Genomic DNA, 15,044 nt, shown 5'->3' with positions numbered 1-15,044 from the left:
ATCCAGCGCTCGGCAGCCGCCAGACCATCCGGGCAGACCCGGCAGGCACCGCGACATCCAGCGCTCGGCAACCGCCAGACCATCCGGGCAGACCCGGCAGGCACCGCGACATCCAGCGCTCGGCAACCGCCAGACCATCCGGGCAGACCCCCCGGCAGTCGCCGGCCCCTTCGGCCGGCCGGAGCGGCCTCGGCCTTGCCGGCTCGGCGCAGCCGCGCGGGCCCGGTGAAGGGCGGGAGGCTCCCGTAAGGACGGGGGAGGTCGACGGCTCTTCCCCCGCGGGTTGCGATCGGGGCTGCGGCCGGGCTGGGTGTGACCGGTGCTCCCGCCCGCCGGTCAGGGCAGGGGGGATCTGCCGTCGTGCAGGGAGATCGCGCGTTGCATGGCCTTGCGGGCGCGAGGGGTGTCGCGGGCGTCGTGGTAGGCGACGGCGAGGCGGAACCAGCAGCGCCAGTCGTCGGGGGTCGCCTCCGTCTCGGCCTTGCGCTTGGCGAACACCTCGTCGGCCGAGTCGCGGTCGATACGGCCGCTGGGCAGGCGGGTCAGCTCGTCGGCCGGCAGGCCGCCCTCGGCCTCCAGCTCCGCGGCGAGGGCGTTGGCCCGGCGGACGAACTGGGTGTTCTTCCACAGGAACCACAGGCCGATGACCGGCAGGATCAGCACCGCCACCCCGAAGGTGACGGTGAGGAGCGTGCCGGACTGGATGAGCATCACGCCGCGGCTGCCGACCAGGACGAAGTAGAAGACCAGGACGGCGGCCGTGACGAGGTAGGTGATCTTCGCGCGCATCGCAGTGGCTGTCAGCTCAGGTCCAGGAAGTGCTCCAGGCCGAAGGTGAGGCCCGGAGTGGTCACCACCCGGCGGGCGCCGAGCAGGATGCCCGGCATGAAGCTGCTGTGGTGGAGGGAGTCGTGCCGGACGGTGAGGGTCTCGCCTTCGCCGCCGAGCAGGACCTCCTGGTGGGCCAGGAGGCCGCGCAGTCGGACGGCGTGCACGGGGACGCCGTCGACGCTGGCGCCACGGGCGCCGTCGAGGGCGGTGACGGTCGCGTCCGGCGCGGGTGCCGTGCCGGCCGCCCGGCGGGCCTCCGCGATGAGCTGGGCGGTGCGCGTGGCGGTGCCGGAGGGGGCGTCCACCTTGTTCGGGTGGTGCAGCTCGACCACCTCGACCGACTCGAAGTAGGGCGCCGCGATCTGCGCGAACTTCATCGTCAGCACGGCCCCGATCGAGAAGTTCGGCGCGATGAGCACGCCGGTCTCCGGGGACTGGGCCAGCCAGCCCTGCAGCTGCGCGAGTCGCTCGTCGGTCCAGCCCGTCGTACCGACGACCGCGTGGATGCCGTGGCGCACGCAGAAGTCGAGGTTGCCCATGACCGAGGCCGGGGTGGTCAGCTCGACGGCGACCTGGGCGCCGGTCTCCGCCAGCGTCTCCAGCTTGTCGCCGCGGCCGAGGGCGGCGACCAGCTCCATGTCCTCGGCGGCCTCCACCGCCTTGACCGCCTCGGACCCGATCCGGCCCCCGGCACCGAGGACCGCCACGCGCAGCTTGCTCATGTTCCTGCTTCCTAACCGGTGGTGTTTCAGGCGACCGCGTCGTGCAGCCGGGAGGCCTGCTTGTCCTTGAGCGGGCCGATGACCGACAGCGACGGGCGCTGCCCCAGGATGTCGCGGGCGACGGAGCGGACCTCGTCCGGGGTGACCGCGGCTATCTTCGCCAGCATGTCGTCCACGGACATCTGCTCGCCCCAGCACAGCTCGCTCTTGCCGATACGGTTCATCAGCGCGCCGGTGTCCTCCAGGCCCAGGACCGTGGAGCCCCTCAGCTGGCCGATGGCGCGGGCGATCTCGTCGTCGGACAGGCCGTTCTGCGCGACGTGGTCGAGTTCGTCGCGGCAGATCCGCAGCACGTCGTGCACCTGGCTGGGCCGGCAGCCGGCGTAGACGCCGAACAGGCCGCAGTCGGCGAAGCCGGAGGTGTACGAGTACACGCTGTAGGCGAGGCCGCGCTTCTCCCGGACCTCCTGGAAGAGGCGGGAGGACATGCCGCCGCCGAGGGCGGTGTTGAGCACGCCCATGGCCCAGCGGCGGTCGTCGGTGCGGGCGAGCCCGGGCATGCCGAGGACGACGTGCGCCTGCTCGGTCTTGCGGGCCAGCAGCTCGACCTTGCCGGAGGTGCGGATCGTACGGCGGCCGTCGCGCGGGGCGATGGGCTGCGCGTCCGCGTTCCCCAGGGCGCCCGCCTTCTCGAAGGCCGCGCGGACCTGTCGTACGACCTTGGCGTGGTCGATGTTGCCGGCGCAGGCGACCACGAGGTGGGTCGGGTCGTAGTGCTTCCTGTAGAAGCGGCGGATGCGGTCGGCGGTGAGGGCGTTGACCGTGTCGACCGTGCCGAGGACCGGGCGGCCGAGGGCGTTGTCGCCGAACATGGTGTGCGCGAACAGGTCGTGCACGCAGTCGCCGGGGTCGTCCTCGGTCATGGCGATCTCTTCGAGGATCGCGCCGCGCTCGACGTCGACGTCCTCTTCGAGGATCAGCGAACCGGTCAGCATGTCGCAGACGACGTCGATGGCGAGGGGCAGGTCGGTGTCGAGCACGCGCGCGTAGTAGCACGTGTACTCCTTGGCCGTGAACGCGTTCATCTCGCCGCCGACCGCGTCGAGGGCGGCGGAGATGTCCAGGGCGGACCTGCGGCGGGTTCCCTTGAAGAGCAGGTGCTCCAGGTAGTGCGTGGCGCCGTTCAGGGCCGGGGTCTCGTCGCGGGAGCCGACGTGCGCCCAGATGCCGAAGGTGGCGGAGCGGACCGAGGGCAGCGTCTCGGTGACGATGCGCAGGCCGCCCGGGAGGGTGGTCTTGCGCACGGTGCCGATGCCGCCGGCGCCCTTGATCAGGGTTTGGGTACGGGCAACGGCCCGCGCCTCCGAGGAGGGGCGGGCCGTCGCCTTCGAGCTACGGGACGTCACTGCTCGGCGTCGTCCTTCGCCTCGTCGTTGCCTTCCTCGCCCTCGATCACCGGAACGAGGGAGAGCTTGCCGCGGGAGTCGATCTCGGCGATCTCGACCTGGACCTTCTGGCCCACGCCGAGCACGTCCTCGACGTTCTCCACGCGCTTGCCGCCGGCGAGCTTGCGGATCTGCGAGATGTGCAGCAGACCGTCCTTGCCGGGCAGCAGGGAGACGAACGCACCGAAGGTGGTCGTCTTCACGACCGTACCCAGGTAGCGCTCGCCGACCTCGGGCATCGTCGGGTTGGCGATGCCGTTGATCGTGGCGCGGGCGGCCTCCGCCGAGGGACCGTCGGCGGCACCGATGTAGATCGTGCCGTCGTCCTCGATGGTGATCTCGGCGCCCGTGTCCTCCTGGATCTGGTTGATCATCTTGCCCTTGGGGCCGATGACCTCACCGATCTTGTCGACCGGGATCTTGACGGTGATGATCCGCGGGGCGTGCGGGCTCATCTCGTCGGGCCGGTCGATGGCCTCCATCATCACGTCGAGGATGTGCAGGCGGGCGTCGCGGGCCTGCTTGAGGGCCGCGGCCAGGACGGAGGCCGGGATGCCGTCCAGCTTGGTGTCGAGCTGGAGGGCGGTCACGAAGTCCTTCGTGCCGGCGACCTTGAAGTCCATGTCACCGAAGGCGTCCTCCGCACCGAGGATGTCGGTGAGGGTGACGTAGTGCGTCTCGCCGTCGATCTCCTGGGAGATCAGACCCATGGCGATACCGGCGACCGGGGCCTTCAGCGGCACACCGGCGTTCAGCAGCGACATGGTGGAGGCGCAGACCGAGCCCATGGACGTCGAGCCGTTGGAGCTCAGCGCCTCGGAGACCTGGCGGATCGCGTAGGGGAACTCCTCGCGCGTGGGCAGCACCGGCACGAGGGCGCGCTCGGCGAGGGCGCCGTGGCCGATCTCGCGGCGCTTCGGGGAGCCGACGCGGCCGGTCTCGCCGGTGGAGTACGGCGGGAAGTTGTAGTTGTGCATGTAGCGCTTGCGTGTCACCGGGGAGAGGGTGTCCAGCTGCTGCTCCATGCGAAGCATGTTGAGGGTGGTGACGCCCAGGATCTGGGTCTCGCCACGCTCGAACACCGCGGAGCCGTGCACCCGCGGGATCGCCTCGACCTCGGCGGCCAGGGTGCGGATGTCGGTGACACCGCGGCCGTCGATGCGCTTCTTCTCCTTGATCACGCGCTCGCGGACCAGCTGCTTGGTGAGCGAGCGGTACGCGGCGGAGATCTCCTTCTCGCGGCCCTCGAACTCCGGCAGGAGCTTCTCGGCGGCCAGACCCTTGACGCGGTCCAGCTCGGCCTCGCGCTCCTGCTTGCCGGCGATGGTGAGCGCCTGGGCCAGCTCGGGGCGGACGGCGGCGGTCAGGGCCTCGAACACGTCGTCCTGGTAGTCCAGGAAGATCGGGAACTCGGCGGTCGGCTTGGCGGCCTTGGCGGCGAGGTCGGCCTGGGCGCGGCACAGGACCTTGATGAAGGGCTTCGCGGCCTCCAGACCGGCGGCGACGACCTCCTCGGTCGGCGCCTCGGCGCCGCCCTCGATCAGCTTGATGGTGCCCTCGGTGGCCTCGGCCTCGACCATCATGATCGCGACGTCGCCGTCCTCCAGGACACGGCCGGCGACGACCATGTCGAAGACGGCGTCCTCCAGCTCGGTGTGCGTCGGGAACGCGACCCACTGGCCGCGGATCAGCGCGACGCGGACGCCGCCGATCGGGCCGGAGAAGGGCAGGCCGGCCAGCTGCGTCGACGCGGACGCGGCATTGATCGCCACGACGTCGTACAGGTGGTCGGGGTTGAGCGCCATGATCGTGGCGACGACCTGGATCTCGTTGCGCAGGCCCTTCTTGAAGGACGGGCGCAGCGGGCGGTCGATGAGGCGGCAGGTGAGGATGGCGTCCTCGGACGGCCGGCCCTCACGACGGAAGAAGCTGCCGGGGATCTTGCCGGCGGCGTACATCCGCTCCTCGACGTCCACCGTCAGCGGGAAGAAGTCGAGCTGGTCCTTGGGGTTCTTCGAGGCGGTGGTGGCCGACAGCACCATGGTGTCGTCGTCCAGGTACGCCACGGCGGAGCCGGCGGCCTGCTTGGCCAGGCGGCCCGTCTCGAAGCGGATGGTGCGGGTGCCGAAGGGGCCGTTGTCGATGACGGCCTCGGCGTAGTGGGTCTCGTTCTCCACTAGCGTTTTCTCCGTTACTTATCGTCTTTCGTCCCTTGGCTGCCCGTGTGGCAGGGGGACGGTGGCGGAGAAGCGCTCCGTGCGGTGCGGGCCGGTCTTCGATCGAAGCACCCGGGGCTCGCTTCCCCCCGGGGGCCACTACCGAGGACCGGCGGCGGCTGGTGCGCTCCTCCTCGTTCTGTGTCGTACGACCTGTGTCGCACGACCTGTGTCGTACGTCGTTCCGTGTCGTGCGTATTGCGTTGTGCTACCACACTACAAAGCGTGAGTGACAGTCCGCACGTCTCCGCACGCACGACGGGGGTTTCCGCGGGCGCGGCGGGCCCGCGCATACGGCAAAGGGAGCGACTCCCGGGTGCTTCCGGGAACCGCTCCCCTCACGGCGACTTACTTGGCGCCCGCCGCACCGCGGCGGATGCCAAGGCGGTCGACCAGCGCACGGAAGCGCTGGATGTCCTTCTTCGCCAGGTACTGCAGCAGGCGACGGCGCTGACCGACGAGGATCAGCAGGCCACGACGGGAGTGGTGGTCGTGCTTGTGGGTCTTGAGGTGCTCCGTCAGGTCGGAGATCCGACGGGAGAGCAGAGCGACCTGGACCTCGGGGGAGCCGGTGTCACCCTCCTTGGTACCGAACTCGGCGATGATCTGCTTCTTCGTAGCGGCGTCGAGCGACACGCGTACTCCTCATAGTCTGTTGAGTGCCACCGAGTGCCCCCGGTCTACATCTCGGGGGAGCTTCTGTTACTCGGGAGGCGGGGATCCGCTGGGCGCGGCCTCCAGAACACGGTGGTTCCGGGAGCGCGTACACAAACGGCCGTCACTCAGGGTACCAGGCGATCGCGGGCGCCTTACGCCCGGTCGCCGAACCCCCCTGAGGGGGCCGCGTCGGCCACTAGGGTGAGCGCCGGACCGTACCTACCTCGGGAAGGGGTCGCTGCACGATGGCGGAAACGGAAGCGGAGATCAAGGCGCGCAAGGAGCGGGAGCGGGACGAGCTGTACGCGCTCGACATCTCGGGCGTCGAGTGGCACTGCGCACCGGGCACGGAGGAGCACGAGGAGCGCGTCGAGATCGCGTACCTGCCGGCCGGGGCGGTGGCGATGCGGTCCTCCCTCGACCCGGACACCGTGCTGCGCTACACCGAGGCGGAGTGGCGGGCGTTCGTGCTGGGGGCTCGGGACGGGGAGTTCGATCTGAAGCCCATGGCTCATAACGGGGGGCTGGACGTGCAGTGAGGTGCGTACGGGAAAGGGCGGCACGCGTGCGTGCCGCCCTTTCCCGTACGCATGCGCGTGACGGTACCTAGCTGGTCATCGCCCGCGCCTGCGCGTACACGTCGAACACGGCCAGGGCCAGCGGGATCAGCGTGAGCAGGACGAAACTCTCGGCGATCTCCAGGAAGCGCCCCCAGAAGGGGGTGACACCGCGCCGCGGGGTGATCAGGGCGATCGCCGTGACCAGGGCGGTGGCCGCGGCGACGGCCGCGGCGAGCCAGACGCTGCGGAGGTCGAGGGCGACGGTGTCGCCCCGGAAGGCGTCGATCAGGTAGTCCCGGGGCGGGTTCAGGGCCAGCCCGAGGCCGAGGAAGACGATCGCGGCGAGGCCCGCGGCCAGGGTGGCGCCGACCTGCGCGGTGTAACGGAACAGGTGCGCCCGCATGAGCATCGCCAAGCCGGTCGCGAGGGCCAGCAGCTGCGCCCAGGTGTTGCTGGAGAAGCCGAGCACGATCGACGCGCCCACCGCGACGAGGGCGCAGCCGCCCACCAGGCCGACGAGGAGTTCGTGGCCGCGCCGAGCCTGGGCGGCGACGCGCTCGGCGTCCACGGGCTCCTGCGGGGCGGGCTCGCCGGTGTCGTAGCCGCCGCGGGACGGGTTGGGCGGTTCGAAGCCGATGGGCAGCCGCGCGAAGCGCATGGACAGACCGGGGAGGAAGGCCAGCGCCACGACGGACAGCGGGGCGCAGACGGCGGCCGTCTCGATGGGCCTCAGGTCGGTGAGGATCGCGATGAAGGTCGTGATCAGACCGATGGCGGAGGCGAAGACGAACGCCACGAAGGGCCCGTCGCCGCCCGGCGACACCAGGGTGAGCACCACGGCGGCGACGAGGACCGTCGTGCAGGCGAGCAGGAACTGGAGACGTCCGATGCCCTCGCCGCCGGAGAGCGCCAGCAGCCCCGAGCCGGCCACGGCGACGTTGGGCAGGGCGCCGAGTCCCAGCGCGACCGCGGAGCCCCGGTCGTCGTAGACCCGCGCGCGCACGCACGCGATGGTGACGAGCAGGATGCCGGAGATGCCCGCGATGATGCCCTGCAGGCTGTGCATGTCGTGCCGGACCTGGGAGCTCCAGGCGACGAACGCGAGCAGCGCGGGCAGGATGCCGCCCGCGACGAGTCCGGCGGCCCGGGTGAGGTCGCCGCTCCACAGGGTGCGGTCCCGGGTGACGGCGGCGGCGACCGCCTCCGAGACGTCGTCGAGGACGGCCGGGGGCAGCGACTCGGCGAACGGGCGCAGGGTGAGCAGTTCGCCGTCGAGGATGCGCTGGGCGGTGAAGGACCGGGCGCCGTCCAGGACGGTGCCGTCACGCCGTACGAGGTGGTAGCCGACCGGCGCGCCCTCGGCGGGGCTCTGCTGGGACAGGCGCAGGATCTCGGGGTACAGGTCGGCGACCGGTACGTCGTCGGGCAGCGCCACGTCGATGCGGCTGTCGGGCGCCACGATGGTGACGCGGCAGAAGCCGAATCCCATGCCCGCCCCGGAAGGGGCTCCGGTGCCCGGTCCACCGGTCGCGCCGGCCGGCGCGGAGGCCGTCATGCTCACGTGCTGTTCCCCCTCGTCGGTGGTGGGGCGGCGTTCGGCGCCACCGCGCACCCTTCCGCCCGTAAAGATGCTGTGTAGGTTGTGCGGCGCCCGCCCGCTCCGCCGGCCGGCCGAGCGGCCCTGGCCGGGATTCACGGGTGGCGCTTGCTTCGAACCGTTGCGGATTGCCCGAGTTCTCCTAGAACGATTCGCAACTGCTCACGCGCTTCACCGGCACCCTACCGCCCGCCGTTGTCCGTGGTTGTCAGTAGGATCGCGGTTCGCGGTCGACGTTCGCCTGACACGGGGCGGCGGACGAAACATCTCGGTCCGGCAAGGGAATTGGTGCGTAGTGAGCCACATCGTCGTCAAGCGCCCACCGCGGGCACTGCCGAAGGAAGTGCCCACGGACGAGGTCGTACTGCAAGCTCCGCCGGAACTGCCGCGCGGTCAGCAGGAAGGCGCACTGATGCAGCTCCTGCCCATGCTGGGCATGGGCGGATCCGTGGTGTTCTTCTTCAACCCGCAGGCCCAGCCCTTCATGAAGATCATGGGTCTGGTGATGGTGGCCTCGACCGTCGCCATGGGCATCTCGATGCTGGTCCGCTACCGCCGCGGCAACCAGGGGCAGATGGCGGACCTGCGCCGTGACTACCTGCGCTACCTGTCCCAGACCCGGAGCGCCGCCGTGGAGACGGCGAAGTCCCAGCGCGACACCCAGTACTACCTGCACCCTTCGCCGGAGCAACTGTGGGCGCTGGTCGCCGAGGGCAGCCGGGTGTGGGAACGCCGCACCGGTGACGAGGACTTCGGACAGGTGCGCGTAGGCCTCGGTCCGCAGGCCCTGGCCACTCCCCTGATCCCGCCGCAGACCGCCCCGGTGGACGAGCTGGAGCCGCTGACCGCGGGCGCCATGCAGCGCTTCCTGGCCACCCACAGCACCCTCGACGACCTGCCGATGGCGGTCTCGCTGCGCGCCTTCTACCACGTGACGATCAGCGGTGAGCCGGGCACCGTGCGCGGCACCGCCCGCGCCGTCACCGCCTCCCTCGCCTCGCTGCACTCCCCCGAGGACCTCGTCATCGCCGTCGTCACCGCACGGGAGTCGACGCCCGAGTGGGAGTGGGCCAAGTGGCTGCCGCACGTGCAGGCCCCGGGCGTCGCCGACGGCGCCGGCAGCGTGCGTCTGATCGGCACCGACCCCGTGGAGCTGGAGGACCGGCTCGCCTCCCGGCTGGAGGGCCGTCCGCGGTTCCACCCCGGCGGGGCGCCGGTGCCCGAGCAGCCCCATCTGGTGGTCGTCCTCGACGGTGTCTCGCTGCCGCCCACCTCCTTGCTGGCCAGCCCCGAGGGCCTGCAGGGCGTGACGGTCCTGGAGGTCGTGCCGGGTGACCTCACCATCGGCCGCGGCGATCTCTCGGTCATCGTGCACCCCAGGGAACTGCGCCTGGAATCCGCACACGGTCTGGTCTACGAGGGGACGCCGGACGTCCTGTCGTACGAGGCGGCGGAGGCACTCGCCCGCCAACTGGCGCCGCTGCGCATGGCGTCGGGCGGCGACGACGACGAACCGCTGCTGGCGAACCTGGAGTTCACGGACCTGCTGAACCTCGGCGACGCCGCCTCGGTCGACCCGAAGCGCACCTGGCGGCCCCGCTCGCAGTCGGAACGGCTGCGCGTGCCGATCGGTCTCGGCGAGGACGGCCGGCCCGTGATGCTCGACCTCAAGGAGGCGGCTCAGGAGGGCATGGGCCCGCACGGCCTGTGTGTCGGTGCGACCGGTTCCGGCAAGTCGGAGCTGCTGCGCACGCTGGTCCTCGGTCTGGCCGTGACCCACTCCTCCGAGACGCTCAACTTCGTCCTCGCGGACTTCAAGGGTGGTGCGACCTTCGCCGGCATGTCGCAGATGCCGCACGTGGCGGCCGTCATCACCAACCTCGCCGACGACCTGACCCTGGTCGACCGCATGGGTGACTCCATCCGCGGTGAGCTGAACCGCCGCCAGGAGATGCTCCGCGACGCGGGCAACTACGCCAACATCCACGACTACGAGAAGGCGCGCGCGGCGGGTGCGCCGCTGCAGCCGATCCCGTCCCTCGTCCTGGTGATCGACGAGTTCAGCGAGCTGTTGACGGCGAAGCCGGACTTCATCGAGATGTTCGTGCAGATCGGCCGTATCGGCCGTTCGCTGGGTGTGCACCTGCTGCTGGCCTCCCAGCGCCTGGAGGAGGGCCGGCTCCGGGGACTGGAGACGTACCTGTCGTACCGCATCGGTCTGCGGACGTTCTCGGCGGCCGAGTCACGCGCCGCGCTCGGCGTCCCGGACGCCTACGAACTGCCGAACGTCCCCGGCTCCGGCTTCCTGAAGTACGGCACGGACGAGATGGTCCGCTTCAAGGCCGCGTACGTCTCCGGGGTGTACCGCACCAGCTCGCAGCAGGCCGCGGCGTTCGGCGGCCCGCTGCCCGTCGACCGCAGGCCGGTCCTCTTCACCGCGGCCGAGGTCCCGGTGCAGTACGTGCCGATCCCGCAGCAGCGGCAGGAGGAGACCGGCGAGCGGCAGGACGACGCGCTCGCCGACACCGTGCTCGACGTGATCGTGCGGCGTCTCGAGGCCCAGGGTCCGGCCGCCCACCAGGTGTGGCTGCCCCCGCTGGACAGCCCGCCGTCGCTCGACGCCCTGCTGCCGGGGCTCGCCCCGGTGCCCGGGCGCGGCATGACCCAGCCCGGTTACGAGGGCGCGGGCCGGCTCGTCGTCCCGACCGGCCTCATCGACAAGCCGTACGAGCAGCGGCGCGACCCGCTGTGGCTGGACTTCGGCGGCGCGGCCGGCCACATGCAGATCATCGGCGGTCCGCAGTCCGGCAAGTCGACGCTGGTGCGCTCGATCATCGCGTCGTTCGCGCTGACCCACACGCCGTTCGAGGTGCAGTTCTACGGCCTGGACTTCGGTGGTGGCGGTATGGCCTCGGTGGCCGGTCTGCCGCACGTGGGTGGTGTCGCCTCCCGACTGGACCCGGAGAAGGTCCGGCGTACGGCGGCCGAGGTGTACGGCGTCATGACCCGGCGCGAGGAGTACTTCCGCTCGGCGGGCATCTCCTCCATCGCGGAGTTCCGCACGCGCCGCGCGCGCGGCGACATCTCGGTGACCGACCAGCCGTGGGGCGACGTGTTCCTGGTCATCGACGGCTGGGGCAATTTCCGCACGGACTACGAGGCCCTGGAGCCGATGGTCCTGGACATCGCCGCGCGCGGCCTGGGCTACGGCATCCACCTCATCCTCACCGCCTCGCGCTCGATGGAGGTCCGCGCGAACCTCAAGGACCACCTGATGAACCGCCTCGAGCTGCGGCTGGGCGACCCCATGGACTCCGAGATCGACCGCAAGGTCGCGGCGAACGTGCCCACCGGGGTGCCGGGACGTGGTCAGACCCCGCAGAAGCAGCACTTCATGGCGGCGGTCCCGCGGATCGACGGTCTCTCCTCCGACACGGACCTCTCGGAGGCGACGACCGCCCTCGCGGCCGAGGTCTCCCGCCACTGGCAGGAGCCCGGCGCCCCCGAAGTGCGTCTGCTGCCCCGTGAGTTCCCGGCGACCCAGCTTCCGCCGGGTGACCGCTTCCCGAACCGCGGCATCTCCTTCGCCCTCGACGAGGACAACCTGGAGCCGGTGTTCGTCGACTTCGAACAGGACCCGTTCTTCCTGGTGTTCGGGGAGAGCGAGTCCGGCAAGTCCAACCTGCTGAAGCTGATCATCAAGCGGCTGACCGAGCGGTACGACGGCAACACCTGCAAGCTCTTCGTCGTCGACAACCGGCGCTCGCTGCTCGGGGTGACCCCGGACTCGCACCTGGCCGAGTACATCCCCATGTCGAACCAGATGCAGCACCACATGGACGCACTGGCCGACCTGATGCAGCGCCGCACCCCGACCGCGGACGTGACCCCGGAGCAGCTGCGCAACCGCAGCTGGTGGCGGGGGCCGACGGTGTACGTCATCATCGACGACTACGACCTCGTCTCGACGTCGAGCGGCAACCCGCTGGCGGGTCTGACGGAACTGCTGCCGTTCGCCCGGGACGTCGGCGTCCGCTTCGTCATCGCCCGGTCCACGGCCGGTGCGGGGCGTGCCGGTTACGAGTCCTTCATGCAGCGCATCAAGGAACTCGGCGCCCAGGGTGTGGTCCTCGCGGGTGATCCGGCCGAGGGTGACCTGCTCGGCGGGGTCCGGCCGCGGCCGATGCCGGCGGGCCGGGGTGTCTTCGTGTCGCGCAAGCGGGGGAAGCCGATGGTTCAGGTGGGGCTGGTGCCGGACACGACGAACTGACGAGGAACCCGATTCCCTCTTGGTAGGCGTCGTTGGTCTTGTGGCCGGCGGTCTGTCCGTGGCGAGCCGTTCTTCGGGAGCCATGGAGGACAAACGGCGACCAATGGGAGTCGGGGACCAGCCTCAGCAACGTCGCCTACAGCATGTACGGTCTGGCGCCCGGCAGCATCGAGAACCGCATGCCTCCTGTCCTCATACAGGAGGGAGCCGCTCTCAGAAAGCCGGCGGTGCGTCCACCGAGCGAGCCGATGGATCCCGAGTGGCCTGCCGTTCGGGTGCACGGTGTCGCCGTGGACGGCCGGGCGGGCAGTCAGTCGGGGCCGGGCAGGTACCGGCGCACGTCAGCGGCGCGCACCCCTCGAGAGTTCCGCGTGTGTCAGCTTCGTGAGTCTGCTTCTGAGGGTGCAGCACGGCGAGGGCGTCGGGCAGTGGAAGCGCAGGGGAGGAACGCGCATGCCACGCCTGCCCAGCCGGCCCAACGCCGCCGGCGCCCCCTCTGCGTGGACTCAACGGCTCGGAAACAACAGCAGGGTGGGCGCCTCCCGCGCGCGCCCACCCTGAGGTTGCTTCGTCGCTCTCGCGAGCCTCGGCCTACCGGAAGTAGCTGGCCGCCTTCTTGTCGCCTTCCATGTACGTACCGCCGGACTGGGCGACGACGTGGCCGATACCGGTCAGCGCCTGGTGGATGTCGTTCGCTTCCTTGTCCCAGCGGTTCAGCTTCTCGTTGAAGGTGTCCTGGGCGTGACCCTCCCAGTACTGCAGGCTGCTCACGACCAGCCGGCGCAGCTCCCCGAGGTCCCGCTCGAGCTCGCTCGCCTCGTTGCCGATCTTCGTCGCCGCGACGTCGAGCCCGTCATAAGTGACTGACAGGCCGTCAGCGTTGTTGGCCATACCTGTTACCTCGTCTCACTGGTGTGTATCTGTGGATGCCGGGTGCCCGGCAGAAGTCCTGAGTGCCGCTCGGATCAGTAGGAGCTCAGGGGAGACACGGTGGGAGCGCCGTCCCGGACGTCGATCTTGTTGACGGCCGCGCGGACCTCGTCTTCCTTGCTGTCCTTGATGTTGCGCGTCGCGGTCATGGCCTCGATGACGTCACCGAGGATGCCGCCGATGGCCTGCAGCGACTGGTTGATCTCGTACTGCTTGGAGTCGAAGGCGGCACGACCGATACCGTGCCACTGGCCCTCCAGGCCGTCGATCACGCCCTGCAGTCCGTGCACCCGCTTGCGGATGCCCTCGTACTTCTCCAGCATCTGCTTCTGCAGGTGGATTACTGCGGCATCTTCGAGCTTCTGCTTGTTGTCGGCCATCTCAGCCCTTTCTGTGTCTGTCTCTTGGTCCAACTGTCTCGGCCCGCAGCCGGGCGGTGCGCCACGGCTGCGAGCGCGTACTGCATGCCCTATCCGAAGAGCACAGGGCTACAGACGGCTGCCGACGTCACCTGGCACGCCGCGCCCGCGCGACGGCCACGCCCCCACCGCCGACCACCACGACCGCGGCCACAGCGCCGAGCACCACCCAGAGGGTGTTGTCGTCGTTCGACGACTCCGCGCTCGATCCTGCCGCCGAAGTAGCGCCGGTAGAACCCTTTTCCGGGGCTTGTGACGGGGTTGATGCGGAGGAGGAGGGAGAAGAAGAGGGCGTGGAGGACGTTGCGGACTTGGCCAACAGGTCTCCGCCGTTCCACTTGGCGAGCGGATCGACGTTCGCAGGGCCAGGGTTGAAACGGGGGTTCGCCAGAACCAGGCGGGGGCGAATGGTGCCGTAGCCGAGGTACCTGCTCGGGTCGTTCTTGGCCCACTTACGGCCGGCCGTGTCGACCAGAGCACGGGTTACCTGGTTCACCGTCCAATCAGGGTGCGCCGACCAGATCAGCGCCGCGGAAGCCGAGGTGATCGCCGCTGCCGAACTCGTACCGTTCATGTCGTCGCAGTACGAGCGGAAGGACGCGTCACACCAGCCGGGGAAGTCCTGGCCCGGTGCCGCGAAGTCCACGTAGCTACCCGACGAGGAGAACCTGGAGACCGTGCCGGATTCATCGGACGCCGCCACACCGACCACGTACGAGAAAGCCGCCGGGTATCCAATGGAGTCCCCTGCCTTTTCCCCCTCGTTGCCGACTGCTGCGATCAGCAGCTTGCCCTTCGAGGCCGCGTACTTGATCGCCTCTTCCAGCTTGGGCATAGGCGCTGATTCACCGAACGACATGCTGATGATCTTGGCGTCGGTGTCGGCCGCCGCCCTGATCGCTTCCTCGGGCTCGGGGGTCTTCTTCTTCTCTGCCGCCCCACCCTTGAGGTCGTCGAGCTCGATCCGATAGGGGACGATCTTCGCTCCTGGCGCCAGACCCTTCAGGCCACCACCAGCTCCGGTGCCCGCGATCAGCTCGGCCATGGTGGTGCCGTGGCCGCTGTAGTCGACCGTTGCATGGTATGCGACCGACTTGGGGGTCTCGTCAGCCAGCACCTGGCCCTTGAGCGACGAAGTGTCCGCCTTGACGCCGGTGTCGATGACAGCGACCTTGACGCCCTTGCCCGTGCTGGCCTTCCACATCTGTTCGGCCTGCATCGGCCCCAGGTACCACTGCTTCGACTGGACGTCGTCCGCGGCGGCACTCGGGGCAAAGCCCACGGTCGTGGCCACCAGGGCGCCGACGGCCGCGCCGACAGCGCGCGCTCGTCTGCCGCTGCGCTTTCCGTGGAGCGTCGCCCGCTCGGCTCGTCGGCTGATCCCTGACTTCATCGTC

General features: G+C 70.1%; 11 protein-coding genes. 2 read left to right on the top strand and 9 right to left on the bottom strand.

What is annotated here, in order from left to right:
• Positions 1-336: 336 nt before the first annotated feature.
• The 5 genes from ABZ923_RS31745 to rpsO form a co-directional block, all read right to left on the bottom strand.
• A complete protein-coding gene (locus ABZ923_RS31745) occupies positions 337-789 on the bottom strand; it encodes a tetratricopeptide repeat protein (protein WP_361478546.1) in 453 nt (150 codons plus the stop codon).
• An 11-nt stretch (positions 790-800) separates the two neighbouring features.
• Positions 801-1,553 (bottom strand): 4-hydroxy-tetrahydrodipicolinate reductase, encoded by a 753-nt coding sequence (gene dapB / locus ABZ923_RS31740; protein WP_361478543.1) that lies wholly within the window; start codon positions 1,551-1,553, stop codon positions 801-803.
• 26 nt (positions 1,554-1,579) lie between these two features.
• On the bottom strand, positions 1,580-2,959 hold the full coding sequence (locus ABZ923_RS31735; protein WP_361478540.1) for a pitrilysin family protein: 1,380 nt from the start codon (positions 2,957-2,959) through the stop codon (positions 1,580-1,582).
• Positions 2,956-5,175, bottom strand: a complete 2,220-nt coding sequence (locus tag ABZ923_RS31730) for a polyribonucleotide nucleotidyltransferase (RefSeq protein WP_361478537.1) — start codon at positions 5,173-5,175, stop codon at positions 2,956-2,958. The genes ABZ923_RS31735 and ABZ923_RS31730 overlap by 4 nt, the downstream gene beginning before the upstream one ends.
• A gap of 387 nt (positions 5,176-5,562) precedes the next feature.
• Positions 5,563-5,850 carry a 30S ribosomal protein S15 gene (rpsO, locus tag ABZ923_RS31725; protein ID WP_003997419.1) on the bottom strand — a complete coding sequence of 96 codons (288 nt, stop codon included), beginning with the start codon at positions 5,848-5,850 and terminating at the stop codon, positions 5,563-5,565.
• A 266-nt stretch (positions 5,851-6,116) separates the two neighbouring features.
• Here rpsO and ABZ923_RS31720 point away from each other — a divergent pair, with 266 nt between their 5' ends.
• Positions 6,117-6,410, top strand: coding sequence for a DUF397 domain-containing protein (locus tag ABZ923_RS31720; RefSeq protein ID WP_361478533.1), 294 nt, complete (start codon positions 6,117-6,119; stop codon positions 6,408-6,410).
• A gap of 67 nt (positions 6,411-6,477) precedes the next feature.
• Here the strand turns inward: ABZ923_RS31720 and eccD are convergent, their stop codons facing one another.
• Positions 6,478-7,986, bottom strand: a complete 1,509-nt coding sequence (eccD, locus tag ABZ923_RS31715; RefSeq protein ID WP_361478549.1) for a type VII secretion integral membrane protein EccD — start codon at positions 7,984-7,986, stop codon at positions 6,478-6,480.
• Positions 7,987-8,323: 337 nt separating this feature from the next.
• Between eccD and eccCa the strand changes: the two genes are divergently transcribed.
• Positions 8,324-12,298 (top strand): type VII secretion protein EccCa, encoded by a 3,975-nt coding sequence (eccCa, locus tag ABZ923_RS31710; RefSeq protein ID WP_361478530.1) that lies wholly within the window; start codon positions 8,324-8,326, stop codon positions 12,296-12,298.
• 591 nt (positions 12,299-12,889) lie between these two features.
• Here the strand turns inward: eccCa and ABZ923_RS31705 are convergent.
• The 3 genes from ABZ923_RS31705 to ABZ923_RS31695 all read right to left on the bottom strand — a co-directional run bounded on the left by ABZ923_RS31705 (position 12,890) and on the right by ABZ923_RS31695 (position 15,040).
• Positions 12,890-13,189 carry a WXG100 family type VII secretion target gene (locus tag ABZ923_RS31705; protein ID WP_361478527.1) on the bottom strand — a complete coding sequence of 100 codons (300 nt, stop codon included), beginning with the start codon at positions 13,187-13,189 and terminating at the stop codon, positions 12,890-12,892.
• 74 nt (positions 13,190-13,263) lie between these two features.
• Positions 13,264-13,608 carry a hypothetical protein gene (locus ABZ923_RS31700; protein ID WP_353758776.1) on the bottom strand — a complete coding sequence of 115 codons (345 nt, stop codon included), beginning with the start codon at positions 13,606-13,608 and terminating at the stop codon, positions 13,264-13,266.
• Positions 13,609-13,735: 127 nt separating this feature from the next.
• Positions 13,736-15,040: a S8 family serine peptidase gene (locus tag ABZ923_RS31695; protein WP_361478524.1), complete on the bottom strand. Its 1,305-nt coding sequence runs from the start codon at positions 15,038-15,040 to the stop codon at positions 13,736-13,738.
• Between the last annotated feature and the right edge of the window lie 4 nt (positions 15,041-15,044).

The organism is Streptomyces sp. NPDC046881 (assembly GCF_040645015.1).
Taxonomy (GTDB): domain Bacteria; phylum Actinomycetota; class Actinomycetes; order Streptomycetales; family Streptomycetaceae; genus Streptomyces.
This window is presented reverse-complemented; position numbering and strand designations above follow the sequence as displayed.

What these genes read in the sequence shown, in the direction of transcription:
- ABZ923_RS31745 (WP_361478546.1), bottom strand. Translation starts at nt 789, where the DNA reads ATGCGCGCGAAGATCACCTACCTCGTCACGGCCGCCGTCCTGGTCTTC.
- dapB (WP_361478543.1), bottom strand. Translation starts at nt 1,553, where the DNA reads ATGAGCAAGCTGCGCGTGGCGGTCCTCGGTGCCGGGGGCCGGATCGGG.
- ABZ923_RS31720 (WP_361478533.1), top strand. Translation starts at nt 6,117, where the DNA reads ATGGCGGAAACGGAAGCGGAGATCAAGGCGCGCAAGGAGCGGGAGCGG.
- eccD (WP_361478549.1), bottom strand. Translation starts at nt 7,986, where the DNA reads ATGACGGCCTCCGCGCCGGCCGGCGCGACCGGTGGACCGGGCACCGGA.
- ABZ923_RS31705 (WP_361478527.1), bottom strand. Translation starts at nt 13,189, where the DNA reads ATGGCCAACAACGCTGACGGCCTGTCAGTCACTTATGACGGGCTCGAC.
- ABZ923_RS31700 (WP_353758776.1), bottom strand. Translation starts at nt 13,608, where the DNA reads ATGGCCGACAACAAGCAGAAGCTCGAAGATGCCGCAGTAATCCACCTG.
- ABZ923_RS31695 (WP_361478524.1), bottom strand. Translation starts at nt 15,040, where the DNA reads ATGAAGTCAGGGATCAGCCGACGAGCCGAGCGGGCGACGCTCCACGGA.